Here is a 24790-nt window from a genome sequence, read left to right on the forward strand (position 1 = left end):
TCGGTCACCGAGTCGCAGTGGCCCGGTGACCCGATCAGGTGGCCTCGACGTCCCGTCGGTTGAAGCCGGCGAGGCCGATCGCGATGAGCGCGACTGCCAGCACGGTGAGGAGGAGCACCGGCAGGGCACGGAAGTCCTCCGCAGGCAGCGAGGCGATGTGCCGGAACGGGGAGAGGCTCATCATCCACTCGGGGAGGTCGAGCAGGGCCCCCAGGTAGCGCATCAGGAACGCGTGGACCACGACGATCCAGGCGACGAGCGTCGCGCGGGGCGCCCACCCGACGAGCACCAGGGCGACGCCGACGACGACCCACACGGCAGGCGCATAGCTGAGCATCGCCGGGATCACCTGGCCGAGGATCGAGCTTCCCGCCGACGTGCCCGTGGCCGCCAGACCCAGGCCGAGGCCGGTCGCCAGCAGGATCGCGGCGCTGCCCACGATCGAGATGACCAGGTGCGAGGCATACCACTCCGTGCGTGAGATGCCGGTCGCCAGCACCGCCTCCGCGCGGCCTGAGGTCTCCTCGCGGCGCGGACGAAGTGCAGACGTCACGGCGAAGATCGAGACGGCGATGGCGAGGATTCCCATGATCATGGCGAGGTACGACTCGGTGAGGGTCGCCCCGCCGAGGTTCTCGATGAGGTCAGCGACGACCTCGTTGCCGGCGTAGTCCTCGATGACGTCGATGGCCGAGCCATACGACGCGCCGAAGACGAACATGCCGATGGCCCACCACATGACCGTCGCGCGCTGGAGCCGCCAGGCGAGACCGACCGGGGTGCCGAGCAGGGCTGACCCCTCCGCGACACCGCGTCGCTCCGCTCGGAGGCCGGCTCCGACGTCACGGCGTGCGGCCAGCCGAAACGCGAGGGCAGCGAGAGCCGCCGCCACGACCAGTGACAACAGGATCGGCCACCAGTTGTTGTCGACATAGGCCGCGGTCGCCTGGGCCCAGCCGATGGGGGAGAGCCACGACAGCCCGTTCTCCATGACGTCGCCGATGGCTCGAAGCAGATAGGCCACCCCGATGAGGGCGCCGGCCATGCCGGAGGCGGCGCGGGAGAACTGCGTGACCTGAGAGGTCACCGCCGCGATCGCGGCAAAGACGATGCCGACCGCGCTGAACGCTGCTCCGAAGAGGATCGAGCCCGGCCAGTCGATCGTCTCGATGCCGAGAGCTGCCATGCCGATGGCCACCGCAGCCCCCAGCGCCACGTTGGCGATCACTGCCGCGACCAGGGCCGCGCTGAGAGCCGCCTCGCTGCCCGTGACGTTGGCGCGAACGAGCTCGGCCCGGCCTTCCTCCTCCTCGGCGCGGGTGTGCCGCACGACCAGGAACACGCTCATCAGCGCGGCAAAGATCACCGCGATGCCGAGGTACTCGTTCGTCATCATGGCGCCGAAGGTGTAGTCGTCCAGGCCGTGTCCCGGGCCGGTCATCGCCTTCATCGCCGGGTTCGAGCCGATGATCAGAGCCTGGGCCTGCCGGTCGGCCTCGTCGGGATAGAGGCCGGGATAGGCCGCGGCCCCTGCCGACTGCAGGCCGGCTATGGCCAGGATCCAGACGGGCACCCGGATCCGTTCGCGGCGCGCGATGAGCCGCAGGAGGGCCCCGAAGCCAGTGAGCGGCCCGCCGGCACGCTGCGCGGGCCGGACCGGGGGAGTGGGGCGGGTGGTTGTCGTGGTCATCGGTCCTGCCCGACCTTCTCGCGACCGTTGCCGGCGAGCTCGTCCCCGTAGTGGCGCAGCATGAGCTCCTCGAGGGTGGGCGGCTGGCTGACCAGGCTGCCGAGGCCGAGGGTGCTGAGATGCCGGACCGCCTCGTCGAGGTGGTCACTGTCGACCGAGAAGCGGACGCGGTGGCCGGAGATGGTCACGTCGTGGACGCCGGTCAGGCGGTCGAGCCCGAGCGGCACCTCCCGGGTGTCCGCCTCGATCGTCGTCCTCGTCAGGTGCCTGAGGTCGAGCAGCGTGGCGGTCTCGACGACCTTGCCGAGGCGGATGATGCTGACGCGGTCGCACAGCTTCTCGACCTGGCTGAGGATGTGGCTGGAGAGCAGGACCGTCTTGCCGTCGTCGCGCAGCTGCCTGATGACGTCCTGGAAGACGACCTCCATGAGCGGGTCGAGGCCTGCGGTGGGCTCGTCGAGGAGGTAGAGCTCCACGTCGGAGGCGAGGGCCGCGATGAGGGCGACCTTCTGGCGGTTGCCCTTGGAGTACGTGCGGCCCTTCTTCGTCGGGTCGAGGTCGAACCGCTCGATGAGCTCGTCCCGGCGGGTCCGGTCGAGGCCGCCGCGCAGGGACCCGAAGACGTCGATTGCCTCGCCACCAGTCAGGTTGGGCCAGAGGTTGACGTCGCCGGGGACGTAGGCGAGTCGGCGGTGCAGGGCGACGGCGTCGCGCCACGGGTCACCGTCGAGGAGGCGAACGGTTCCCCGGTCCGCGCGGAGCAGGCCGAGGAGGGTGCGGATCGTCGTCGTCTTGCCGGCACCGTTGGGCCCGAGGTACCCATGGACCTCGCCCGTGGCGACCTCGAGGTCGAGGCCGTCGAGGGCGATGGTGGAACCGAAGGACTTGTGGACACCAGAAACCAGGATCGAAGCCATACTGTTGACGCTACACTCCCTTCACAAAACCGTGAAGGCAATTTACTGGGAGGCATCGTGGTCGGCGAAGCAGAGGGGCCGCAGGACGAGGACCGCCTTGAGCTGCTGCGCTTCGTGGAGCGGTTCGCGCTCGTCCTGACGGAGTCCGGGTTGCCCAGGATGCCCGCGCGGGTGTTCGCCTTTGTCCTGGCGGACGACGCAGACCGATACACCGCGGCGGAGCTGTCCGACGGCGTCGGGGTCAGCCCGGCGGCCATCTCGGGCGCCGTGAAGTACCTGACCCGGGTCGGCCTGCTGGCCAGGGAACGCGAGCCGGGCGCGCGGTGCGATGTCTACCGAATCTTCGACGAAGACGTCTGGGGAACGATCTTTCGCCAACGCGTGCCATTGCTCGAGCGTTACGAGCACGCCGCAGCGGAGGGTGCGCAGATCCTGCCGCGGGATTCCGCGGGCGCCCGACGGATGCGCGAGACGCAGGAGTTCTATCGCTTCTTGCGTCTCGAGGAGGAGAAGGTCATGGACCGCTGGTCGGCGCACCGCACCGACGTCTTCGGAGCATCGTAGAACGCCGATAATCGACATTATGTCATTTTACGTTCAGGAGCGCTCCCCCCAGCCCGTAGCCTTGCCCTCGATGGAGTGCCACTACTTTGACGAGTCCCGGTGCCGCTCGTGCACGTTGATGGGGATGCCGTATGCCGCTCAGCTGGCTGCCAAGCAGGAGCGGTGCCGAGCCGCGTTGGCTGGGTCCGCGACGGCTGTCTCGTGGCTCGAGCCCTTTGCCGGCCCTGAGTCGGCGTTCCGCAACAAGGCCAAGCTCGTCGCGGCAGGTCGGCCCGGCTCCGTCACCCTCGGGATCCTCGACGGCGACAGCCGCGGCGTGGACCTGCGCGGCTGTGGCCTCTACGAGCCGGGCCTGCAGGCGTTGATCCCGCGGGTCGCTGACCTCGTCGACGAGCTGGGCCTCGAGCCCTATGACGTCCCGGCCCGGCGCGGTGAGCTCAAGCACGTGCTGCTGACCCGCTCCCCCACTGGCGAGGTCATGCTCCGGTTCGTGCTGCGGTCGCAGCGCCACGTGGCTCTGCTCCGGTCCCGCCTGCGACACATCCAGGACCGCCTGCCTGAGGTGACCGTCGTGTCGGTGAACCTTCAACCAGTTCACCAGGCGATCGTCGAGGGTCCGACCGAGATCGTCCTGTCACGGTCTGACGCCCTGTCCGTGCCGGTGAACGACATCACGCTGCACCTGCGGCCCAACAGCTTCTTCCAGACCAACACCGAGGTGGCGGCCGCCCTCTACCGTCAGGCCGAGGAGTGGATCAGTCGTACGGAGCCAGCCGAGGTGCTGGACCTCTATTGCGGCGTGGGCGGATTCGCGCTGCACGCTGCGCGGTCCGGGCACCCCGGGAGCCGTCGGGTCCTGGGTGTCGAGGTCTCTGCGGACGCGGTGGAGAGCGCCCGGCGCAGTGCTGCGGAGCTCCGCGAACGTCAGCCAGATCTGGGCCCGATCAGCTTCGTGGCCGGCGACGCGACCGGCGCGGCCATCTCCGGGAGCCTCGGCGCCACGACGCGCGGCCTCGTCGTCGTCAACCCGCCCCGGCGCGGAATCGGACCTGACCTGGCGCGCCGCCTCGAGGGCTCGCAGGTGAGCCACCTCATCTACTCGAGCTGCAACGTCGACAGCCTGGCCCGTGACCTCGCAGCCCTGCCGTCCTTCACCGCGCGCGAGGCCCGACTGTTCGACATGTTCCCCCAGACGAGCCACCACGAGGTCGCCGTCCTGCTGGAACGCACGGCCGGCTGAGTGGTGCACGTGGACGACCGACTCGCGACCATCCTGCGGCGGTTCAGGGACTTCGCCGAGGAGTTCGCGCACCTGCCGCTCTACGGTGCGTTGGCACGCCGACTGGCCCAGGACCGCGAGGCGGCCGCACTCCTCCTCGAGGCCCAGCCGGGTCAGGACCGGCCGGTCCTCTGGTTCGCCGCCGTGCACGACCTCGTGCTGCGGCGACCCGACCTGCCGGCCGCGCGGTGGTATGCCAGCGTGGTCGAGCGGGACAGCGTGCCGGTGGGCGATCCCTGGCCTGACGTCCGCGCCACCGCGCTGGCCCACCGGGAGGAGCTGGCCGGGCTCATCGCCACCCGTCTGACCCAGACCAACGAGGTCAACCGCAGCGTCTACCTGGCCGCCGGCTTGGTCGCGGCAACCCATGATCAGCACCCCGGCACGGACAACGCGATCACCCTCGTGGAGCTCGGGGCCAGCGCCGGCCTGCTCCTCGGCGTGGACCGCTACGCCATCGCAGTCGATCGCCAAGGCGTGCAGGCGGTTGCCGGCGACCCGCTCTCCCCGGTGCGCTGCGAGGGCACCGACCGGTCGCTCGTGGCCGTGCGTCTCGACGAGCTGCCACGGATCGCCGGCCGGGCGGGTGTGGACCGCAACCCCATCCGCCTCGATGACGACGCTGGCCTCCGCTGGCTGACGGCCTGTCTCTGGCCGGACGTGCCGGGACGGGTTGAGCGGTTCCGCGCCGCCGTCGAGCTGATGCGACGGGAGCCTCCCCCGGTCGTGCAGGGTGACTTTGTCGATGGGCTCGAGAAGGCGGTGGCGGCTGCTCTGGGCCCGGCGGCGTCGACTTCTCACCTCGTCGTCTTCAGCTCGTGGGCCCTGACGTATGCGGACCGGGCTCGCAGGTCCGAGCTGGCCGACCGACTCGACGCGCTCGCCCGTGAGGTGCCGGCCCTGTCCTGGCTGACCGCAGAGCCACCGGGGGCCATCCCCGGCATTCCAGTGCCTCGCGGGGTGCGCGAGGACGCCGGTGGGACTGTGCTCGGGCTGCGTCAATGGCGCGACGGCGTGGAGCAGGAAGGTCTTGCGCTCGGCACCTGCCACCCGCACGGCGAGTGGATCGACCTCGACGAGATGCCTTCCGGCTGAACATCATAATGTCGATTACCGGCGAATCCCATTGGGAGACAATGGAATTCATGCAAGCCTATCCGGTGCGACCAACGACCCACCAGGCGGCGTAGGGGCTGAGCATGGCGGTGCCACCCTCTCCCCCGACGACCCGGTGCCCGCTGAGGGCATTGACCGGATCAACGATGCCGGCCGTCCGGAACACCTCCATCGACACGGGGCGCCACGTGTCGGTGACGTTGTAGACGCAGACCATCGCGCCGCTGGGGTGACTGCGTTCGACAACGAGCACGCCGTCGTCCGTGTCCTGAACCACCTGCGTGACAGCTGCAGCATGGAGCTGCGGGAGCGAGGCCCTGGTCCGGGCCAGGTGGGCGATGCCCTGGAAGACCTTGCCCACCGTGCTGGAGAGCTCGGTCCGGTGCTCGGCCAGCCTCCAGTCCAGGCGAGGGCGGTGCGCCCAGCGGTTGTCGGCCTCGTGGCCGGACTCGTCCCGCCATCGGGGATCGTTCGGTTGGCCGAGCTCGTCCCCGCTCCAGATCACGGGGATGCCGCCCCAGCCCGCGATGATGGCGTGCGCGAGAAAGAGTCGCGCGAGGGATCGGTTCACTGCCTCGGCAGTCGGCGCGGTGCTGAGTCCCACGAGAGCTGCTGCCGTCCCGCTGATGCGCTTGTCTCCCGTGGCCGGGTTGTACTGGAAGACGAGTCCATCGGCCCACGATCCCGGATGGTCGCCGGCGTACCACTCCGAGAGGAACCGTCGGTGGGACGGCCCGTCCAGTCCTACGGCGCGGGCGTCGCCGTCGTCGATGGCCCAGCCGATGTCGTCGTGGCACCGCACGTAGCAGATCCAGGTGCTCGTCGGCGGCGTCGGCGGGAGGCCGGCGAGAGCCTGCCGGGCGAGGACGACGTTCCCCGCAGCCAGCATGGACCACACCTGCACCATGAGGCTGTTGTGGTAGGCGAGGTCACTGACCTTGCCGGCGTGGGTCCCTGTCCCGAGGTACTGGACCAGGTCCCTCGGACCGACGATGGCCTCGGCCTTGAACGCGAGTGCGGGGCAGGCGATGCGTGCGACGGAGCGCAGCGCCTGCGTGAGCGCGTGCACCTCCGGTTCGTTCTGGCACGACGTGCCCAGACGCTTCCAGGTGAAGGCGATGGCATCGAGCCGCAGGACCTCGACGCCGAGGTTCGCGAGGTGCACGACGATCTCGGCGTACTCGCACAGCACGTCCGGGTTGGACCAGTTGACGTCCCACTGCCACTCGTTGAAGGTGGTCCACACCCAGCCGCCCAGCTCGTCGTCCCAGGTGAAGTTGCCGGGAGCGAAATCCGGGAAGACCTCGGGGAGCGAGCGCTCGAAGGCGTCCGGCTCCGCACGATCGGGGAAGACGTGGAAGTACTGGCGGTAGCGCTCCTCGCCGGCTCGGGCCCGCTGCGCCCACTCATGCTCCCTGGCGACGTGGTTCAGCACCAGGTCGCAGACCAGCGAGATGCCGCGCGAGCGCAGGGACTTCGTCACGGCCCGCAGGTCGTCGTTGGTCCCCAGGTCGGCGCGGACGGTCCGGTAGTCGGCGACCGCATAGCCGCCGTCGTTGTCGCCGGGCCGCGGCTGCAGGAGCGGCATGAGGTGCAGGTAGGTGACGCCGAGCTCCCCCAGGTAGTCGAGCCGCTCCGGAAGGTCGGTGAGTCGTCCCGCGAACCGGTCGGTGTAGCAGGCGTAGCCGAACATGCCGGGCTGCTGAAGCCAGTCGGGACGCAGCAGCCGCCGCTCGTCGAGCACCCGCAGGTCCTCGTCGCGGTCGCGATGACCCTGGACGGCCACGGCGGTGAGTCGGTCGGCGAGAGCGTCGATGTCGGCGGACGGATACAGCTGCCGCAGTGCGGACTCCAGATCGGGAGCCCACCGCTCGAGACGCAGTTCCAGGGTCCTGCGCTCCGTCGGGTCGAGGCCGTCGAGCACCCTCCGGGTGTCCGGGCCTGCTCCAGCACGAGCCGCGCTTGGGGTCGACATGGACGCATTCAAGCGCAGGTCGGCTGCCTCGTCACGCGACCGCGCCGTCACCTGCTGCGGCGCCCGAGTCCTTCGGCATAGTTGTCCAGAGCGTCGAGCACTTCGGGTGACCGGTAGACGCGATTGCGTTTCCAACCGGTCGACTCGACGAGCACACCCGCCTCGCCGAGCCGCGTCAGGGCTGCCTGCGCCGTCGGCGCGGAGACGTCCAGGGCCGTGGTGACGAGCCTGGCCGTCACGACCGGTTGATGCAGCAGCAGGTCGGCGATGCGCCACACGACGGAGTCAGCTCGCGCCTCAATCCGTCGGTCCCAGCCTCCCCTGACCTCGCGGAGCCGGCCGACGAGCGACTCCCCCACCGCGACGCCGGCGCGAGCGGCATCGGCGACGCACCGGAGGATCGGGGCGGCGTCACCACCGCGGTAGGCCGTCAGCGCCGCGAAGTAGCGCGGCTTGGCGGCAAGGAGGCCGGCCGAGATCGGGACGGTGACGCGGTGGATCACTCCGGTGTTCACCAACGACGCGTGGAGCAGGGCCCGGCCGGTCCTGCCGTTGCCGTCGGCGAACGGGTGGATCGTCTCGAACTGCGCGTGGCCGAGGGCCGCCTGGGCCAGCGGGGGTACGTCGTCTCGTCGCAGGAAGGCGACGAGGTCGGCCATCAGCGCCGGGACCGCATCAGCGAGGGGCGGGACGAAGTCCGCGTCGCCGGGGTGGAGCCCGTTCCCCCCGACCCACACCTGCTCCTCCCGCCACTGACCGGGCCGGACGCGACTCTGGCCGGTCAGCAGCGCCCGGTGCATCTCCAGGATCGAGGCCTCGTCGAGGTCTCCGGCGAGCTCCATGGCGGCCTGCATGGTCCGCACGTTGCCCAGGATGGTGACGGCGTTGGTCCGGTCGCCGGCCCCGATGGCAGCCTCGGCCAGGGCCCGCGCCGACGACGTGAGGTTCTCGATGTGGGAGCTGGCGGCGCTCTCCGAACGGAGCAGGATGGCCGCGAACGGGGCGACCTCCCCCACTCCCCCCGCGTCGAACGCCGTGAGGAGGCGGGTCGCCTCGTCCAGGTCAGCCGCGAGGTCGCCGGGCAGCCGCAGCTCCACGGCGCTGATGGACGGCACGAGGGCCGCGCGGTACGACTCCGGCATGCTTCTGCGAGCGCGACGCGATGTCGCGGCCAGCCCGTCAGGCTGGGGCGTCCAAGGGAGGTTGACGGCGCCGATCGCGGGCCAGTGCATACCTTGCAGCCTATCTTGATTAAGGAAGGATCACGATCCTTAACTAAGACTCAAAGTCGGTCGGATCTCCAGCGCCGACGCGGACCACCTCGGCGTAGCCCTCGGAGAAGTCCACGACCGTGGTCGGCTCCGTGCCGCACTCACCCGAGTCGATGACGGCGTCGACGACGTGGTCCAGGCGCTCCTTCACAGCCCACCCATCAGTCATCGGCTCCTCGTCCCCGGGCATCAACAGGGTGCTGGACAGGATCGGCTCGCCGAGTGCCTGGAGCAGCGAGCGCACGACCGGGTGGTCCGGGATCCGGACCCCCACCGTCCGCTTCTTGGGGTGCACCAGTCGGCGGGGGACGTCCTTGGTCGCAGGAACGATGAAGGTGTAAGGGCCGGGCGTGTGGGACTTGACGGCGCGGAAGACGGCGTTGTCGAGCTGCGCGAACTGGCCGAGCTGCGCGAAGTCGGCGCAGACGAGGGTGAAGTGGTGCCGGTCATCGAGTCCTCGGATGCGCAGGATTCGGCTCCTGCCGTCCGGATTGTCGAGCGAGCACCCGAGAGCGAACCCGGAGTCGGTGGGATAGGCGATGAGGCCCCCGTCCAGCAGAATCTGGACGGCCTGCGCGATGCGTCGCGGCTGCGGATCGACCGGGTGCACGTCGAAGTACTTGGCCATGGTGCCCAGCCTCCCACGCCCGACCACGCTGGATCGCACCGGAGCGGAGAGGCTCGGCTCACGCGGTCACAGGGCCAGCCTCGCCGCCGGAACCCACAGCGTGCAGGGCTGGGTCGAGCCGGGGCGCACCTTCGTGCACGGCGGCAGGCCGTCCGGGGCCACCAGCGCCCCCGAGTGCTGGTCGACGGACCAGAGCTCCGGGCTCGGCTCCCAGACCTCGCTGACGACCTCGCAGTCGCAGCCGCAGCCCTGGTTGGTGAGGCGCTGCGTCAGGGTGACGGCTCGCCGGGCGCGCACGAGTCGGTAGTGCTCGACCCAGCCGAAACCGTCGCTGCAGCCGCCCTCCTCCACCATCCGGTGCACGAAGCACCCCAGGCACTCGCCCGGAAGGGGCAGGACTCCGGTCGCGGGGTCGATCGCGCGGCCGGTGAAGATGTGGATCACGTTGGACATGGCCCTCCTTTACGGACCACCCTGCGTCACCCAGGCGCACTGCGTGTCTTCGTCGCTCCCGGGTGTGGACGAGCCCGTCCCGGCCGGAGGGTTGTGGACGACTTCTCCGGACGCCTCAGCCTCTGGCGCGCCGGACAACGGCACGGCCGGCCATCCCCGCGACGAGCACGGCGACTCCGGGGATGAGCGACTCGGTCGGCACGGTCGAGGCCAGCACGATGCAACCGACGAGCCCCACGACCTGCAGCGGGCGCGGATACAGCCGGTCCCGGCCGGACTGGGTCAAGGCAGCGGCGTTGGCCACGGCGTAGTAGGTCAGCACCCCAAAGGACGAGAAGCCGATGACCTCGCGCAGGTCGACGACGAGCACGAGCAGGGACACGATCGCCGCGAGCGCCACTTCGGCGACGTGCGGCACGGCGTACTTCGGGTGGACGCGGGCGAGCGGTGTGGGCAGGTCCCTCTCGCGCGCCATGGCGAGAGCCGTCCGGCCGACGCCGGCGATCAGCGACAGGAGCGCCCCGAGCGCCGCCACCGCGGCGGCCACGATGACCACGGGACCGAGCCAGGCGGCATACGGCGTCGTCTCGGCGGCTGAACGCAAGGGCGCCTCAGTGGCGGCGAGCGCGGGCGCGCCGAGCCGGTCGAGCAGGACCCAGCCGGTGATGCCGTAGAGCGGCACGACGACGGCGAAGGAGATGACGATCGCCCGCGGGATGGTGCGGCGCGGATCGGTGACCTCCTCCCCCATGGTCGCGATCCGCGCGTACCCGGCGAAGGCGAAGAACAGCAGGGCGGCCGCCTGCGTCACTCCGGTCCAGCCCACCGGACCCGACTCCCCCACGTGGACTGGGGCCGTCCCCGCGACCACAGCCACGAGCGTGAGGGCGAGCAGGGCGAGGATCACCGCCACGAGCACCCGGGCGAGGCGGGCAGTGCGCGTCACGCCGTGGTAGTTCACGGCGGCGAGCCCGATGACGGCCGCGATGGCCACCGGCCGCTGCCAGGCCCCCGGGACGACATAGGCGGCGAAGGTCATCGCCATGGCGGCACAGCTGGCCGTCTTGCCGATGACGAAGCCCCACCCCGCGATGAAGCCCCACCAGTGGCCGAGGCGCTCGCGTCCGTAGACGTAGGTGCCGCCCGATGTGGGGTACTGGGCGGCGAGCTGTGCGGAGGAGGTCGCGTTGCAGAAGGCCACGACGGCGGCGACGAGCAGGGCGAGGAGCAGCAACGCCCCTGCGGCGGCGGCCGCAGGGGCGAAGGCGGTGAAGAGACCGGCCCCGACCATGGACCCGACACCGATGTGGACGGCGTCGGTGGTCGAGAGGCGTCTGGCGAGCGAGGTCTGCGACGACACGGCCGCAGTCTGTCACCCCGAGAGGCGGGCCGGGTCAGGCGCGCGAGGCGTCGGCGAGCAGGGCCTCGAAGGGGGTGATGTCCTCGAACGGGTCGGTCGCACGAGGCGCCGGTGCGCCGGCGACGATCCGGACGAAGTCGGCGCCGGCCCGGTCGATCCGGGACCCCAGGCGGCCGGCCTCGATGCTCCCCCAGTCCTCGGAGGCCGCGAAGACCGCGACGGGTGCGACCAGGGCACCGAGGTAGGCGAAGAGCGGCCGCAGGGCGTGGTCGATGGCCAAGGAGTGGCGGGCCGTCCCGCCGGTCGCGCCGAGCAGCACCGGCTTGCCACGCAGGGCGTCCTTGGGCAGCACGTCGATGAGCATCTTGAAGAGGCCGCTGTAGGAAGCGCTGTAGATCGGCGTGGACACGATGAGGGCGTCGGCCGCCACGATCGCATCGAGGCGCTCCTGCAGCTCCGGTGACGCGAAGCCGGTGAGGACGTTGTTGGTCACGTCGTGGGCGACCTCGCGGACCTCGATGAGGTCCACCGCGACGTCGTGACCACCCAGGGCCCGGACGACCGACTCGGTGAGCCGGTCGGCGAGCAGCCGCGTGGAGGACGGGTCGGTGATGCCGGCCGTGATGACGGCGATTCGGGTGGTCATCGGCGGTCTCCGTTCGTGGCGGCGGGGGTCCGGGACTCGTCGGGCGAGCCGCCGGTCACGTCGTCGGCTGCGGCGTAGACCGTCGCATCGTGGCCGCCGCCGGCATTCGCGACGAGCGAGGCGTGGGTCGGGGCGTCCGGGACGTGGGCGGGCTTGAGCGCTGCGAACTCCTTGCGCAGGACCGGCACGACCTGCTCGCCGAGGATGTCGAGCTGCTCGAGGACCGTCTTGAGCGGCAGGCCGGCGTGGTCCATCAGCCACAGCTGGCGCTGGTAGTCGCCGACGTAGTCGCGGTAGCCGAGCGTGGCCTCGATGACCTGCTGCGGGCTGCCGGCGAGCAGCGGCGTCTGGGCCATCATGTCCTCGAGCGAGGGGCCGTGACCGTAGACCGGGGCGTTGTCGAAGTAGGGGCGGAACTCGCGGATCGCGTCCTGGCTGTTGGGTCGGATGAAGACCTGGCCGCCGAGGCCGACGATCGCCTGGTCCGCGGAACCGTGGCCGTAGTGCTCGAAGCGGCGCCGGTAGAGCTGGACCATCTGCTTGGCGTGGGATGCGGGCCAGAAGATGTGGTTGGAGAAGAAGCCGTCACCGTAGTAGGCGGCCTGCTCGGCGATCTCGGGGCTGCGGATCGAGCCGTGCCACACGAACGGCGGCACGCCGTCCAGCGGACGGGGCGTCGAGGTGAAGCCCTGAAGCGGCGTGCGGTACTTGCCCTGCCAGTTGACGACGTCCTCGCGCCACAGCTTGTGCAGCAGGGCGTAGTTCTCGATGGCGAGCGGGATGCCGTCGCGGATGTCCTTGCCGAACCACGGGTAGACGGGGCCGGTGTTGCCGCGACCCATCATCAGGTCGATCCGCCCGTCAGCGAGGTGCTGAAGGTAGGCGTAGTCCTCGGCGAGGCGCACCGGGTCGTTGGTGGTGATCAGGGTGGTGGAGGTCGTGAGGACGATCCGCTCCGTGACGGCCGCGAGGTGGGCCAGCAGCACGGTGGGGTTCGCCGGCGCGACGAAGGGCGGGTTGTGGTGCTCTCCGGTCGCGAAGACGTCGAGGCCCACCTCCTCGGCCTTCTTGGCAATGGCGACGGTGGCCTTGATGCGCTCCTGCTCGGTGGGCGTGCGACCCGTCGTGGGGTCGGTCGTCACGTCGCCGACGGTGAAGATCCCGAACTGCATGTGTCCCAGCTCCTATTAGTTGATGATTCAATCATACCAACTAATCGGGTCCCCCGGCCATTCCCGGCCAGGCACAGTCATGTCGTATGCCGCTGGGCTCGGTTCACCGATCCCCTGCCCTCTTGCTCCGGTGGCGTCTCCGAGCAGGCCGGCGCTCGTGGGATCCTGACCGCGTGACCCCAGAGATCTCCCCCAAGGACCGCTTCATCACGGTCTACGGACGCAACCCGGTGCACGAGGTGCTGCTCGATCCCGACCTCCACGTCGACAAGGTCGTCATCGCCGACACGGCTCGGGGCTCGGGCCTGACGGAGATCCGCCGGGCCGCCGGTCGACGCGGGATCACGGTCCAGACGGCGCCGGCCGAACGCGTCAAGAAGCTCGCCGGCAACGGACGCCAGGACCAGGGTGTCTTCGCCGACGTCGTCGCGCCGCGGATGCTGCCGCTCGAGGTCGCCCTCGCGCACGCCGACCTGCGCACGGTCCTCGTGCTCGACGGCATCACGACGCCGGCCAACGTCGGGATGATCATCAGGTCAGCCACCGCCGCTGGGATCGACGGGATCGTGGTCCCGCGTCGTGGCGTGGCCTCCATCGACCCGCTCGTCGTCAAGGCCTCCGCCGGGGTCGCCTTCAAGGCGCCGATCCTCAAGGCCTTCACCGCCGAGGAGGCTGTCGGGGCGCTCAAGGACAACGGCTTCCACATCGTCGGCCTGGACGCCGACGGCGACGACGACCTCTTCACCGCCCACCTGCGCGACCGGGTCGCCTTCGTCCTCGGCAGCGAGACGGCCGGGCACGGGCCGGAGGTCGCCCGCCTCGTCGACAGCTGGGTCTCGATCCCGATGACGGGCGGCGTCGAGTCGCTCAACGTCGCGGCCGCGGCAGCGGTCGTGTGCTTCGAGCTGGTCCGCCGCGCCCGGGCCTGAGCCCGGAGCCAGTCAGGTGCCGGTCAGGTGCCGGCGGCGACGGTCCCGCTGCCGACCTCGGTGACCCTCCCCCCGACGAAGACGGTGCCCTCCTCGTCGATGGCGAGGTCGAGGCGCGACGGCCGCCCCACCTGAGCGCCCTGCGAGATGGTGACCTGCTGGCCCCTGCGTCCGGACAGCGCCAGGTGGCTGCCGAGGTTGGCCGCCGCGGAGCCGGTCGCCGGGTCCTCCTCGAGGGCGCTGCCACTCGCGGCGAAGAGCCGAGAGGTGACCGTCGACTCCCCCGTCCAGGCCCAGACGTAGACCTGCGGCTCACGGCCGGGCACGGACAGCTGACCGTGCAGCCCGCGAACATCCGGTGTGCACGCCGCGACCGCGCCGGCATCGGTGAGCTCGATGATGAGCTGTTCCACCCCGGCGTCGACCCAGTGCGCGCCTCCGACGACCACCGAGGCATCGTCGATGCCCAGCACCGCTGCGACCTCAGCGGGCGACCGCTCCAGAGGTCGGGAGACGGCGGCGCTGGCCCGCAGCCGCCAGCCACCCTCGATCCGCTCGACCGGGATGCGGCCGGCGGGCATCGACAAGGTGACCGCTGCGGGCCGAGCTCCGCCTGCCGCTGCAAGGTCCGCGACGACGTGGGCCGTGCCGAGGGTGGGGTGCCCAGCGAAGGGCATCTCGTAGGACGCCGTGAAGATCCGCACGTCGGCCTCCGCCGCCGTGAGGTCGGCCGCCGTGATGAAGGTCGTCTCGCTGAGGTTGAACTGCCGGGCCCAGGCCTGCAGCTGCGCATCGTCGAGAGAGCCGGCCTCCTCGAACACACAGAGCGGGTTGCCCGAGAAGGGATCTCCGTCGACGGAGAAGACGTTGAGCAGTCGGAACCTGAGCGTCATGGCCCCAGTCTGCCGCGGTGCCGCTAGATTTCGGCCATGGCCAAGCCCGATGGCGTCGTCCCCGGCAGCATCTACCTCTTCCGTCATGGCGAGACCGAGTGGTCGCTGAGCGGCCAGCACACCGGCACCACGGACCTGCCGCTGCTCCCCGAGGGAGAGGCCGCCGCCCGGGAGCTCGCCGACATCCTGCGCCACCGGCGCTTCGAGCGGGTCCTCGTCTCACCCCTGCAGCGCGCCCGTCACACGGCCGAGCTGGCCGGGCTCGGCGACTTCGAGGTCGAGCCGCTCCTGCGCGAGTGGGACTACGGCGCCTACGAGGGGATCACCACCGTCGAGATCTCGGAGCGGCTCGGCCGCCCCTGGGAGGTCTTCACCGACGGGGTCGCGCCCGGGGAGACTCCCGGCGAGACCGTCGAGGAGGTCGCCGCCCGCGCCCAGCAGGTCATCGACAAGGTCTGGCCGAACCTCGAGCGCGGCAATGTCGCCCTCTTCGGGCACGGTCACGCCCTCCGGGTCCTCACCGCCGTCTGGCTCGGCGAGAACCCCCGCTTCGGACAGCACCTCATCCTCGATGCGGGCTCGATGAGTGTGCTCACCCACCACCGGTCGACCCGTTGCATCGGCACCTACAACCTCTCCCCGTGGCGCCTGCTCAAGGACTCGACCCCCGACTCGACCCCCGACTCAACCACCTAGGGACGGAGCCGGGGCCGCGGGAGCGAGCCCAGCGGCATACGACCGCATCCTGATCAGCCCCCCGCGGGGGTCAGCGGTCAGACGGCAGCTCCCACTCGTGGACCGGCTCGTTGGCGCTCATCCCCTCGATGTAGGCGGCGAGCATCTCGCGCAGCGCCCGGTCGCGAGGCAGGCCCCGCGCCTCGAGCCGAGCCACGCACTCGGCCTGCCAACAGGCGCCGTTGGTGGCCTTGAGGCACCGTTGCTCGATGATGGTGAGGAAGCGATCCCGGACCTTCTGGGACACCCCCCAGCGCTCGAGCCCCTGATGGGCCATCGGCAGCAGCCGGCGCAGGACGAGCTCCGTCGCCGGCACCTCACCGAGCCCCGGCCAGTACGTCCGGGCATCGATCCCGAGGCGCGCCCCCTCCTCGAAGTTGGCCTCGGCCGCCGAGAAGCTCATCCGCGTCCACACCGGGCGGTCCTCCTCCGCGAGGACCCGGATGACGCCGTAGTAGAAGGCGGCATTGGCCAGGACGTCGGCGATGCTCGGCCCGGCGGGCAGCACGCGGTTCTCGACCCGCAGGTGCGGACGGCCCTGGACGATGTCGTAGATCGGGCGGTTCCAGCGATACACCGTGCCGTTGTGCAGCCGCAGCTCCTTGAGCTCCGGGACCGCACCGCTCTCGAAGACCTCCTCGGGCTCCTCTTCCGAGATCTCCGGCAACAGGGCCGGGAAGTAGCGGACGTTCTCCTCGAACAGGTCGAAGATCGAGGTGATCCAGCGCTCGCCGAACCACACCCGCGGCCGGACGCCCTGGTTCTTCAGCTCCACCGAGCGCGTGTCGGTCGCCTGGGTGAAGAGCGGGATGCGCGTCTCCGCCCAGAGACGCTGGCCGAGGAAGAACGGCGAGTTGGCCCCCACGGCCAGCTGGGGCCCGGCGAGGACCTGGGCGGCGTTCCAGTGGTCCGCGAATCGCTCCGGCTGCACCTGCAGATGCAGCTGCATGGACGTGCATGCCGACTCGGGGGCCAGCGAGTCGGAGTACCGGGCGATCCGCTCGCCGGTCGGGCCCTCCAGCTCGAGCCACACGTCCTCGCCCCGCGCGTCGAGCACCGCGTTGTTGAGCGCCGCGTAGCGGATGTTCTCGCTGATCCAGTCACCCTCGAAGTGCTCCGGCATGACCGTCGGCAGGATGCCGATGGCGACGATGCCGGTGTCCAGCTCCGCAGCCCGCGCCGAGGCATGGTTGAGCGACTCGCGAAGGTGCTCCTCGAGCTCGAGCGCGGCGTCACCCGGCAGCGGCCGCGGGTGGACGTTGAGCTCGATGTTGTAGCGGGCCAGCTCGGTCTGGTAGTTCGGGTCCGCGATCTGCTCGAGCACCGTCTGGTTGTCGAGCTTCGGGCCGAGGTCGCCGTTGACCAGGTTGAGCTCGATCTCGAGCCCCGTCATCGGACGGTCGAACTCGAACTGGCTGTGCCCCAGCATCCGCTCGAACACGTCAAGGTCGCGGCGCACCTTCTCGCGGTACTGCTGCCGCTGCTCCCGGGTGTACCTGGCCTGTTCGACGTCGGCTCCCACGAGCCGAGACAACCACAGATGGTGCCTCGGCGCGAGGGATTCCGACGGGCGTGTCAGCTCTCGAACGCCTCCGGGGGCGGGCACGAGCACACGAGGTGACGGTCGCCATAGGCGCCGTCGATGCGGCCGACGGGCGGCCAGTACTTGTCGGCGGCGTCGACACCGACCGGGAAGGCCGCGGCCGCCCGCTCGTACTCCTTGTCCCATTCGCCGCCGGCGATGGCGTGGGCCGTGTGGGGGGCGCTGCGCAGCATGCTGCCGGCGAGCGAGACGTCGCCCTTGTGGATGGCCTCGATCTCGTCGCGGATCGCGATCATGGCATCGCAGAAGCGGTCGAGCTCGTACTTGTTCTCGGACTCGGTGGGCTCGACCATGAGCGTGCCCGCGACGGGGAAGCTCATCGTCGGTGCGTGGAAGCCGTAGTCGATCAGTCGCTTGGCGATGTCGTCGACCGTGACCCCGGTGTCCGCCGTGATCTTGCGGACGTCGAGGATGCACTCGTGGGCGACGAGCCCGTCCTGGCCGGAGTAGAGCACCGGGTAGTGCTCGCGCAGCCGGGCTGCGACGTAGTTGGCGTTGAGCACCGCCATCTGGGTGGCGTGGCGCAGCCCGTCGCCGCCCATCAGCCGGACGTAGGCCCAGGAGATCGGCAGGATGCTCGCCGAGCCATAGGGCGCTGCGCTGACCGGTCCGACGCCGGTCTCGGGCCCGGCCTCGGGGGCGAGCGGGTGGTTGGGCAGGTGCGGAGCCAGGTGGGAACGGACCGCCACCGGACCGACGCCGGGGCCACCGCCGCCGTGCGGGATGCAGAACGTCTTGTGGAGGTTGAGGTGCGAGACGTCGGCCCCGAACTTGCCCGGCTGGGCCAGACCGACGAGCGCGTTGAGGTTGGCGCCGTCAACATAGACCTGGCCGCCCGCGTCGTGGACGAGCTCGCACAGCTCCGTGATCGTGTCCTCGTAGACGCCGTGGGTCGACGGGTAGGTGACCATGATCGCACCGAGGTTCTCCCGGTGCTGCTCGATCTTGGCCCGCAGGTCGTCCATGTCGACCGTGCCGTCCGGCGCGGTCTTGACGACGACGACCTTGAGCCCCGCCATGACCGCGGAGGCCGCATTGGTGCCGTGGGCGCTGGCCGGGATGAGGCAGATCCGGCGGTGCCCCTCCCCGCGGGCCTCGTGGTAGGCGTGGATCGCGAGGAGCCCGGCGAACTCGCCCTGCGAGCCGGCGTTCGGCTGGAGCGACACCGCGTCGTAGCCTGTGACCTCGCACAGCCAGTCGGCCAGCTGCCCGATCAGGTCCCGGATCCCCTCCGACTGGTCGGCCGGCGCGAACGGGTGCAGGTTGGCGAACTCGGGCCAGGTGATCGACTCCATCTCGGTCGTGGCGTTGAGCTTCATCGTGCACGATCCGAGCGGGATCATCCCGCGGTCGAGAGCGAAGTCGCGGTCGGAGAGGCGGCGCAGGTAGCGCAGCATCGCCGTCTCCGAACGGTGCGCGTGGAACACGGGGTGGGTCAGGAACTCCGACGTGCGGACCAGAGCAGCGGGTATGCCGCTGAGCTCGCTCCCCGAGTCACCCTCCGCCTGCTCCGGCCGGGCCTCGAGGCCGAAGCCCGCGAGGATCGCGTCCAGAGTGGCCTTCGTCGTCGTCTCGTCGAGGCTGAGGGAGACGTGGTCGCCGTCGACCCGCCGCACGTTGATGCCGCGGTCCAGGAAGTCGCCCACGATGGCGTCGGCTCGCCCCGGGGCTGCAACGGTGAGGGTGTCGAAGTGAGCCTCGGTGACGACGTCCACCCCGCCGGCCAGCAGGGCTGCGCGCAGCTGGGCCGTGTGCCCGTGGATCCGTCGGGCGATCCGGGTCAGGCCCTCGGGGCCGTGCCACACGGCGTACATCGAGGCCATCACGGCGAGGAGCACCTGGGCGGTGCAGATGTTGGAGGTGGCCTTCTCGCGGCGGATGTGCTGCTCGCGGGTCTGCAGGGCCAGACGGTAGGCCGACTTGCCGTGGGAGTCGACGGACACGCCAACCAGGCGACCGGGCATCTGCCGCTCGAGGCCCTGGTGGACGGACATGTAGCCGGCGTGGGGACCACCGAAGCCCATCGGGACACCCAGGCGCTGGGCGCTCCCGACCGCGATGTCGGCGCCCCACTCCCCCGGCGGGACGAGCAGGGTGAGGGCGAGCAGGTCGGCGCACGCGGTGACGAGGGCTCCGGCCGAGTGGGCGGCCTCGGCCAGGCCGCGCCAGTCGAGCACGGCGCCGCCGGCGTCGGGGTACTGGACGACGACGCCCACGACGGTGCCGCCATCAGCGGCGGCGGCCAGGTCGTCGGCCGAGCGGACGTCGCGCAGGTCCGCGACGACAAGGGGCAGCCCGATGGCGGACGCACGGGTCTGCATCACGGCGATGGTCTGAGGGAAGACCCGCTCGTCGACGACCACGACACCGTCGGTGGCCCGGGTCGCGCGATGCATCAGGGACATCGCCTCGGCGGCCGCGGTCGCCTCGTCGAGCAGGGAGGAGCCGGCGATGTCGAGGCCGGTCAGGTCGCTGACGACCGTCTGGAAGTTGAGCAGTGCCTCGAGGCGCCCCTGCGAGATCTCCGGCTGGTAGGGCGTGTAGGCGGTGTACCAGGCCGGGTTCTCGAGCACGTTGCGGCGCACCACGGGAGGGGTGACGGTCCCGTAGTAGCCGAGACCGATCAGGGAGGTGAGGACCTTGTTGCGCGAGGCGAACCCGCGCAGCTCGTCGATGACGGCCGACTCGCTGTCGGCTGCGTCGAGGCGCAGCGCCTCGGTCGACCGGATCGCGCCGGGGATGGCGCGATCGCACATGACGTCGAGACTGGGCTGGCCGACGACGCGCAGCATCTCGTCGATGTCGCCGGTGCGCGGACCGACGTGCCGGCCCACGAAGTCGGCGAAGGTGGTTTCCAGCATGGCTGGTGACTGGGTTGACATCGGGGCTCCTGACGGGACGAGCGGACAACACACGCTCCCCGTCTGTCGGAGCCGGCAGCGGTGCCCGCGTCCTTCAGAGTGCCTCGCCACATGGTCCGGGTGCCTGAGAGGTTCCGGGGATGTTGCCCCTTCGGCGCCTCGTTGAACTCAGGCGACGGACACCTGACGCCGACGAGGACTCTCCCATGTGGTTTGGACGGCTGGGCTCAAACCTACCAGTCGGTGCCCGGATCGGGGACGGTCACGCCATGCGGCGAGCTTGCCGGCGAGCAGTGAGCTCGTCGTCCGGGTGATCCACGGCGGGGCCGACTTCGGCACGCTCGCTCGGCAGCTGGGCCAGCTCGCCCTCCACCTCACGCCAGACCCGGCCGACCGCGATGCCGAACACGCCTTGACCACCCTGGACGAGGTCGATGACCTCATCGGCGGACGTGCACTCGTAGACGGAGGCGCCGTCGCTCATCAACGTGATCTGGGCGAGATCCTCCACGCCACGCTCGCGCAGGTGCTCGATCGCGACCCGGATCTGGTGCAGCGACACACCCGTGTCCAGCAGTCGCTTGACCACCTTCAGGACGAGGATGTCGCGGAAGCCGTAGAGGCGCTGGGTGCCCGATCCGGTGGCGCCCCGGACGGACGGCTCAACGAGGCCCGTCCGGGCCCAGTAGTCGAGCTGGCGGTAGGTGATCCCGGCGGCGCGGCAGGCCGTGGGCCCGCGGTAGCCGACGTCCTCGGTGAGGTCCGGGAGGTCGTCGGTGAAGAGCATCCCCTGCGAGGCAACCGGAGCGCGCCCGCCCGCCGGGGCGGCATCCTCGATGGCAGCCATGCGAGTCCCTCTCTTTCGGAACCGGGCGTCGCGCAGACGACATCCAGGTAACTACAGTCACGTTGTTCACTTCGACGGTAGAACCAGGGTCCCCCACCGTCAATCACCACCGTCCCGGCCGAGCGTCGTGTCGCGCGGCCGGCGCGTGGATCAGGGCTCCTGGGTGGGTCCCGGCTCTCCGGGGTGCTCGAAGTCCTCGGCCGAGACGTGGTCGAGGAACTCCTTGAAGCGCTCCACCTCGTCGTCCTCCTCGGAGGAGACGACGATGGCCGCTTCGTCGAGGATGCTCGGCTCGACCAGCACCTTCGACCCCGTGCGCAGGGCCAGGGCGATGGCGTCGGAGGCGCGCGAGCTGACCTCGGTCGTCCCGTCGATGATCAGGGCTGCGTGGAAGACGGAGTCCTTGAGGGCGACGATCCGCACCTCGGTCAGCTCATGGCCGAGCACGGCCAGGATGTCCCGCATGAGGTCGTGCGTCAGGGGCCTCGGTGGGACCACCCCCTGCTGGGCGTACGTAATCGCCGCTGCCTCCGGCGCACCGATCCAGATCGGCAGGTAGCGGCCGCCGTCCCGCTCTCGCAACAGCACGATCGGCTGGTTCGTCGGCATCTCCACCCGGACACCCAGGACGTCGACCTCTCTCACCACTCCACCGTACCTCTCGTCGGGCGCGGCGTCCGGGCGCCGGGCCGGGTCTCGCCGTTCACGCGAAGGATGCGAAAGCCTCCCGCACTCGCGGTGTCAGTGATCGAGGCCGGAGCGCACGAGGGCGACGTGCAGGGCCACACAGGCCGAGAGGATCTCGGCGGTCCGCTCCTCCCGGGAACCGTTGCCTCGGCGGGTGGCCAAGACCTGGTCGACGAGCCCGATCTCCCGGTCGGCCGCGGTGCGGAAAGGCCGCAGGTGCCGAGGCTCGAGGCCGTGCTCGGCGAGTCTCCTGGCGGCCACGGCGACGGCGACCGACTCGGCCGAGAAGTGGCCCGCCCGGTCGGCCCGGAGCAGCCCGAAGCTCTCCAGAGCCGCGAACAACGGCTTGTCGATCCCGCTCGCCTGACGGAGCTCCGGTCCGGTGAGCCGGACCTGCGACCTCGGCCGCAGGGCCTCGGGTGCCGGCACCGCCGGGTCGGGGCTGAGGGCGGGTGGCTCCGGACGGCCCGTCTCACCGCCCGGGTCGGACAGCCCGCGGTCCAAAGCGTCGAGCGCCTCGCGAATGACCTTGAGGGGCCAGAAGCGATCGCGCTGCGCCGTGAGGATGTAGCGCAGTCGTTCGACGTCCGCTGCACTGAAAAGGCGGTAACCGGCGGGCGTGCGCTCCGGTGTCACGAGGCCCTGGGCCTCGAGGAAACGCACCTTCGAGGAGGTGACGTCAGGAAAGTCGTCCCGGAGCCGCTCGAGCACCTGCCCGATCGTGAGGGTGCTCTGGGTGCCGGGCTCCTCGCGGTGACCCGAGCTCATCGAGGGTCTGGTCCGACCGATCGAGTCAGGCCGCGTAGTAGACAAGCCGGAACTTGCCGATCTGGACCTCGTCGCCGGTGTGCAGCCGGGCCTCGTCGATGCGCTCCCGGTTGACGTAGGTGCCGTTGAGCGAGCCGGCATCCCGAACGAGGTAGCCGTCCTCGCTCGCAATGAAGTTGGCGTGCTTGCGAGAGACAGTCACGTCGTCCAGGAAGATGTCGGAGTCGGGGTGCCGTCCTGCCGAGACCTCCAGGTCGTCCAACAGGAAGCGTGCTCCGGTGTTGGGTCCACGCAACACGATCAGCAGGGCCGTGCCGGGGCGCAGCGCCTCGATTGTCGCTTGGTCCTCCGCGCTGAGACCGCGGATCTCCGGTGCCTCGACGTGGTCGTGTCCCGGCGTCGGCACACCCTGGAACCGCATGGTGTGGGGGTCGACCGTGAAGTCGTCCTGGCCGGGCTGATCGCTCGACATGCGGTCCTCCTCGTAGCGGTGTCTCTCGGGGTTCTCCACTCTAGTTCACTCCGAGGCCCTGTCGGCGAGCGCGGGTGCACCCCACGACCGTCGACAGGGCCCGCAGCGGATCAGCCGAGGCTGGCGACGTAGCCGCCGGAGTCGAGCAGCCCGTCGAGGTCGGAGCTGTTGGACAGGCGCAGCTCGAACATCCAGCCCTCGCCGTAGGGGTCGGAGTTGACCAGCTCGGGGGTGCCGTCGAGCGCCTCGTTGACGGCTGTCACCTCACCGCCCAGCGGTGCGTAGATGTCGCTCACGGACTTCGTGGACTCGACCTCGCCGCAGGCATCGCCCGCCGCAACGGTGTCGCCGACAGCCGGCAGGGAGACGTAGACGACGTCGCCCAGAGCATCCTGGGCGAAGGACGTGATGCCCACCCGGACGACGCCGTCGTCGTCGCCCTCACGGACCCACTCGTGGTCAGTCGTGTAACGCAGGTCGGAGGGGTAGTCGAGGTCACTCATGGTCGCTCCTGTCAGAACGGGTTGGATCGGTTGGGCGAGATCTGCGGAGCGGTACACGACAACAGGGCCTGGGTGCGGACCTGGCCGTTACCGCGAACGGACGGGACGAATCTACCGGCGGCGCAGGCCTCGCGGGGATAGGAGGCGTGGGATCGCGACGGCCGGCCGGCAGTCACTGGACCGGCTCTGCGTGGACCGGCTCGACCGGCGTGTGGATCGAGGTGATGGTGACCGACTTGACCTCGCTCACTGACGCGTTGGCGCCCTTGAGCCGGATCGTCTCGACGATCCCTCCGGGGATCGTCATGGCCGAGGCCAGGGTGTTGGGATCGCCGATCGCCTTGACGAGGATCGGTCGGCGCAGGGGCTGACCGTCGACCGACAGGTCGCCACCCGAGTCTCCGACGTAGGAGGAGGCGACGACGCGCACGCCCCCGACCTCGATCGACTCGGCTCCGGCGTCCCGCAGCTCCTGGATCAGGTCGAGGATCACCGGACCGCTGACCCCCCGGTCAGGGTCGGTGATGGACACGGTGATGCCGGGGCCCTGCGCCCCGATCGTCCCCGCCAGGATGCCGAGGGTGTCGGCGCGCCGCTGAGCCTGCTCGAGGGCCTCCCCGGCGTTGCCGGTGCCGCTCAGCAGCCGGTCGCGGGTCGTCTCGAGCTCGTGGATCTGCTGGTCGAGCCGGCTGGACCGGGACGAGATGTCGTCGAGGAGGCGGATGAGATCGGACTGGCTGAGCTCGGCCAGGCCCCTGTTGTTGGTCAGCTGCACCTGCGTCGCGATGGCGACGCCGAGGGCGATGGCGAGGATGGCTCCAAGAACGTTGGCCTTGGTGGTTCGTGGCTTGCTCATCAGCAGGAGCCGACGCCACGCTGCCCTGCCCTCGACGTGTCCGGGCGGCACCCGCTGGGGGCCGGCACTCGCCGTGGTGGGCTCGACAGGTTCGTCCTGCGGCACCGACACCGACCCGGGGGCGTCAGGGTCCGCGTCCGGCTCAGGGGCGCCGCCGCCGTCCTCGGTCTCCGGCGCGTGGTGGTCCTCGACCGGTGCGTCGCCTGCCGCGGTCCCCCCGGCCGCATCGTCCTCGGAATCCGTCTCGCTGGTCGGCTCGGTGCTGGTCGGCTCGGTGCTGGTCGGCTCGGTGCTGGTCGGCTCGGTGCTGGTCGGCTCGGTGCTGGTCGGCTCGGTGCTGGTCGGCTCGGTGCTGGTCGGCTCGGATGCACTGGGCTCAGGCGTCGAGGGATCCGGGTCGAGTACGTCAGCCACCTCGGACTGCCCCGCGCTTTCGGGATCTCTGAGGGCTTGGAGTTCGCCGGCCTCGGTCGTCGGCGTCGCCACCTCCTCGACCGCGGGCACCGTCGTGGCAGCCGCGGCCGTGCCGGCGGCCGGCGGGTTGCCCTTCTTGCGTCGCGCCATC

23 protein-coding genes and 1 riboswitch are annotated in these 24790 nt (G+C 70.5%); of the genes, 5 read left to right on the forward strand and 18 right to left on the reverse strand.

The features are described from left to right. Positions 1–34: 34 nt before the first annotated feature. Both OO014_RS00085 and OO014_RS00090 read right to left on the reverse strand, forming a co-directional pair. The gene (locus OO014_RS00085; RefSeq protein ID WP_272460188.1) at positions 35–1690 is read right to left on the reverse strand and encodes an ABC transporter permease; all 1656 of its coding nucleotides are present in this window, start codon (positions 1688–1690) and stop codon (positions 35–37) included. Beyond that, positions 1687–2607: an ABC transporter ATP-binding protein gene (locus OO014_RS00090; RefSeq protein WP_272460189.1), complete on the reverse strand. Its 921-nt coding sequence runs from the start codon at positions 2605–2607 to the stop codon at positions 1687–1689. Before OO014_RS00090 ends, OO014_RS00085 begins: the two co-directional genes overlap by 4 nt. A 57-nt stretch (positions 2608–2664) precedes the next feature. Here OO014_RS00090 and OO014_RS00095 point away from each other — a divergent pair, with 57 nt between their 5' ends. The 3 genes from OO014_RS00095 to OO014_RS00105 all read left to right on the forward strand — a co-directional run bounded on the left by OO014_RS00095 (position 2665) and on the right by OO014_RS00105 (position 5545). Further along, a complete protein-coding gene (locus tag OO014_RS00095; protein WP_272460190.1) occupies positions 2665–3171 on the forward strand; it encodes a GbsR/MarR family transcriptional regulator in 507 nt (168 codons plus the stop codon). Positions 3172–3241: 70 nt separating this feature from the next. Beyond that, the gene (locus tag OO014_RS00100; protein WP_272460294.1) at positions 3242–4411 is read left to right on the forward strand and encodes a methyltransferase domain-containing protein; all 1170 of its coding nucleotides are present in this window, start codon (positions 3242–3244) and stop codon (positions 4409–4411) included. A 9-nt stretch (positions 4412–4420) separates the two neighbouring features. Then, positions 4421–5545: a DUF2332 domain-containing protein gene (locus OO014_RS00105; RefSeq protein WP_272460191.1), complete on the forward strand. Its 1125-nt coding sequence runs from the start codon at positions 4421–4423 to the stop codon at positions 5543–5545. Between the two features lie 58 nt (positions 5546–5603). Here the strand turns inward: OO014_RS00105 and OO014_RS00110 are convergent, their stop codons facing one another. From OO014_RS00110 to OO014_RS00140, 7 genes are all read right to left on the reverse strand, one after another. Next, positions 5604–7541, reverse strand: a complete 1938-nt coding sequence (locus OO014_RS00110; protein WP_272460192.1) for an alpha-amylase family protein — start codon at positions 7539–7541, stop codon at positions 5604–5606. 47 nt (positions 7542–7588) lie between these two features. Continuing rightward, a complete protein-coding gene (locus OO014_RS00115) occupies positions 7589–8773 on the reverse strand; it encodes a Fic family protein (protein ID WP_272460193.1) in 1185 nt (394 codons plus the stop codon). Between the two features lie 43 nt (positions 8774–8816). Then, the gene (locus OO014_RS00120) at positions 8817–9440 is read right to left on the reverse strand and encodes an L-threonylcarbamoyladenylate synthase (protein ID WP_272460194.1); all 624 of its coding nucleotides are present in this window, start codon (positions 9438–9440) and stop codon (positions 8817–8819) included. Between the two features lie 66 nt (positions 9441–9506). After that, complete coding sequence (locus OO014_RS00125; RefSeq protein ID WP_272460195.1) at positions 9507–9893, reverse strand: DUF2695 domain-containing protein; 387 nt, start codon at positions 9891–9893, stop codon at positions 9507–9509. A 115-nt stretch (positions 9894–10008) separates the two neighbouring features. Then, on the reverse strand, positions 10009–11253 hold the full coding sequence (locus tag OO014_RS00130; protein ID WP_272460196.1) for an APC family permease: 1245 nt from the start codon (positions 11251–11253) through the stop codon (positions 10009–10011). A gap of 34 nt (positions 11254–11287) precedes the next feature. After that, a complete protein-coding gene (locus OO014_RS00135; protein ID WP_272460197.1) occupies positions 11288–11899 on the reverse strand; it encodes an FMN reductase in 612 nt (203 codons plus the stop codon). After that, the gene (locus OO014_RS00140) at positions 11896–13071 is read right to left on the reverse strand and encodes an LLM class flavin-dependent oxidoreductase (protein WP_272460198.1); all 1176 of its coding nucleotides are present in this window, start codon (positions 13069–13071) and stop codon (positions 11896–11898) included. Before OO014_RS00140 ends, OO014_RS00135 begins: the two co-directional genes overlap by 4 nt. A 173-nt stretch (positions 13072–13244) precedes the next feature. On the opposite strand from OO014_RS00140, the gene OO014_RS00145 reads away from it, so the two are divergent. After that, a complete protein-coding gene (locus tag OO014_RS00145; protein ID WP_272460199.1) occupies positions 13245–14000 on the forward strand; it encodes a TrmH family RNA methyltransferase in 756 nt (251 codons plus the stop codon). Positions 14001–14023: 23 nt separating this feature from the next. Here the strand turns inward: OO014_RS00145 and OO014_RS00150 are convergent, their stop codons facing one another. Then, a complete protein-coding gene (locus tag OO014_RS00150; RefSeq protein WP_272460200.1) occupies positions 14024–14893 on the reverse strand; it encodes a PhzF family phenazine biosynthesis protein in 870 nt (289 codons plus the stop codon). A gap of 36 nt (positions 14894–14929) precedes the next feature. On the opposite strand from OO014_RS00150, the gene OO014_RS00155 reads away from it, so the two are divergent. Continuing rightward, positions 14930–15589, forward strand: a complete 660-nt coding sequence (locus OO014_RS00155; protein WP_272460201.1) for a histidine phosphatase family protein — start codon at positions 14930–14932, stop codon at positions 15587–15589. A 70-nt stretch (positions 15590–15659) separates the two neighbouring features. Here the strand turns inward: OO014_RS00155 and OO014_RS00160 are convergent, their stop codons facing one another. The 8 genes from OO014_RS00160 to OO014_RS00195 all read right to left on the reverse strand — a co-directional run bounded on the left by OO014_RS00160 (position 15660) and on the right by OO014_RS00195 (position 24789). Continuing rightward, positions 15660–17150, reverse strand: coding sequence for a glutamate--cysteine ligase (locus OO014_RS00160; protein WP_420485463.1), 1491 nt, complete (start codon positions 17148–17150; stop codon positions 15660–15662). A gap of 53 nt (positions 17151–17203) precedes the next feature. After that, on the reverse strand, positions 17204–20092 hold the full coding sequence (gene gcvP, locus OO014_RS00165) for an aminomethyl-transferring glycine dehydrogenase (RefSeq protein WP_272460202.1): 2889 nt from the start codon (positions 20090–20092) through the stop codon (positions 17204–17206). 102 nt (positions 20093–20194) lie between these two features. After that, positions 20195–20309, reverse strand: a riboswitch (glycine riboswitch). Between the two features lie 45 nt (positions 20310–20354). Beyond that, positions 20355–20939, reverse strand: coding sequence for a MerR family transcriptional regulator (locus OO014_RS00170; RefSeq protein WP_272460203.1), 585 nt, complete (start codon positions 20937–20939; stop codon positions 20355–20357). Between the two features lie 150 nt (positions 20940–21089). Beyond that, positions 21090–21584 (reverse strand): bifunctional nuclease family protein, encoded by a 495-nt coding sequence (locus OO014_RS00175; protein ID WP_272460204.1) that lies wholly within the window; start codon positions 21582–21584, stop codon positions 21090–21092. A gap of 96 nt (positions 21585–21680) precedes the next feature. Next, a complete protein-coding gene (locus OO014_RS00180; protein WP_272460205.1) occupies positions 21681–22394 on the reverse strand; it encodes a MerR family transcriptional regulator in 714 nt (237 codons plus the stop codon). Positions 22395–22419: 25 nt separating this feature from the next. After that, positions 22420–22866, reverse strand: a complete 447-nt coding sequence (locus OO014_RS00185; RefSeq protein ID WP_272460206.1) for an FHA domain-containing protein — start codon at positions 22864–22866, stop codon at positions 22420–22422. A 110-nt stretch (positions 22867–22976) separates the two neighbouring features. Further along, positions 22977–23369 carry a glycine cleavage system protein GcvH gene (gene gcvH / locus OO014_RS00190; RefSeq protein ID WP_272460207.1) on the reverse strand — a complete coding sequence of 131 codons (393 nt, stop codon included), beginning with the start codon at positions 23367–23369 and terminating at the stop codon, positions 22977–22979. A 172-nt stretch (positions 23370–23541) separates the two neighbouring features. Continuing rightward, positions 23542–24789 (reverse strand): DUF881 domain-containing protein, encoded by a 1248-nt coding sequence (locus OO014_RS00195; protein ID WP_272460208.1) that lies wholly within the window; start codon positions 24787–24789, stop codon positions 23542–23544. Position 24790: the final 1 nt, after the last annotated feature.

The organism is Intrasporangium calvum, from assembly GCF_028446585.1.
In the GTDB taxonomy this organism is placed as follows: domain Bacteria; phylum Actinomycetota; class Actinomycetes; order Actinomycetales; family Dermatophilaceae; genus Intrasporangium; species Intrasporangium calvum_A.

Bases quoted from the DNA above. Each gene is read 5' to 3' on its own strand.
- OO014_RS00090 (WP_272460189.1), bottom strand. From the start codon at position 2,607: ATGGCTTCGATCCTGGTTTCTGGTGTCCACAAGTCCTTCGGTTCCACC.
- OO014_RS00180 (WP_272460205.1), bottom strand. From the start codon at position 22,394: ATGAGCTCGGGTCACCGCGAGGAGCCCGGCACCCAGAGCACCCTCACG.
- OO014_RS00150 (WP_272460200.1), bottom strand. From the start codon at position 14,893: ATGACGCTCAGGTTCCGACTGCTCAACGTCTTCTCCGTCGACGGAGAT.
- OO014_RS00155 (WP_272460201.1), top strand. From the start codon at position 14,930: ATGGCCAAGCCCGATGGCGTCGTCCCCGGCAGCATCTACCTCTTCCGT.
- OO014_RS00195 (WP_272460208.1), bottom strand. From the start codon at position 24,789: ATGGCGCGACGCAAGAAGGGCAACCCGCCGGCCGCCGGCACGGCCGCG.
- gcvH (WP_272460207.1), bottom strand. From the start codon at position 23,369: ATGAGTGACCTCGACTACCCCTCCGACCTGCGTTACACGACTGACCAC.
- OO014_RS00120 (WP_272460194.1), bottom strand. From the start codon at position 9,440: ATGGCCAAGTACTTCGACGTGCACCCGGTCGATCCGCAGCCGCGACGC.
- OO014_RS00140 (WP_272460198.1), bottom strand. From the start codon at position 13,071: ATGCAGTTCGGGATCTTCACCGTCGGCGACGTGACGACCGACCCCACG.
- OO014_RS00110 (WP_272460192.1), bottom strand. From the start codon at position 7,541: ATGTCGACCCCAAGCGCGGCTCGTGCTGGAGCAGGCCCGGACACCCGG.
- OO014_RS00115 (WP_272460193.1), bottom strand. From the start codon at position 8,773: ATGCACTGGCCCGCGATCGGCGCCGTCAACCTCCCTTGGACGCCCCAG.
- OO014_RS00170 (WP_272460203.1), bottom strand. From the start codon at position 20,939: ATGGCTGCCATCGAGGATGCCGCCCCGGCGGGCGGGCGCGCTCCGGTT.
- OO014_RS00135 (WP_272460197.1), bottom strand. From the start codon at position 11,899: ATGACCACCCGAATCGCCGTCATCACGGCCGGCATCACCGACCCGTCC.
- OO014_RS00185 (WP_272460206.1), bottom strand. From the start codon at position 22,866: ATGTCGAGCGATCAGCCCGGCCAGGACGACTTCACGGTCGACCCCCAC.
- gcvP (WP_272460202.1), bottom strand. From the start codon at position 20,092: ATGCTGGAAACCACCTTCGCCGACTTCGTGGGCCGGCACGTCGGTCCG.
- OO014_RS00125 (WP_272460195.1), bottom strand. From the start codon at position 9,893: ATGTCCAACGTGATCCACATCTTCACCGGCCGCGCGATCGACCCCGCG.
- OO014_RS00100 (WP_272460294.1), top strand. From the start codon at position 3,242: ATGGAGTGCCACTACTTTGACGAGTCCCGGTGCCGCTCGTGCACGTTG.
- OO014_RS00085 (WP_272460188.1), bottom strand. From the start codon at position 1,690: ATGACCACGACAACCACCCGCCCCACTCCCCCGGTCCGGCCCGCGCAG.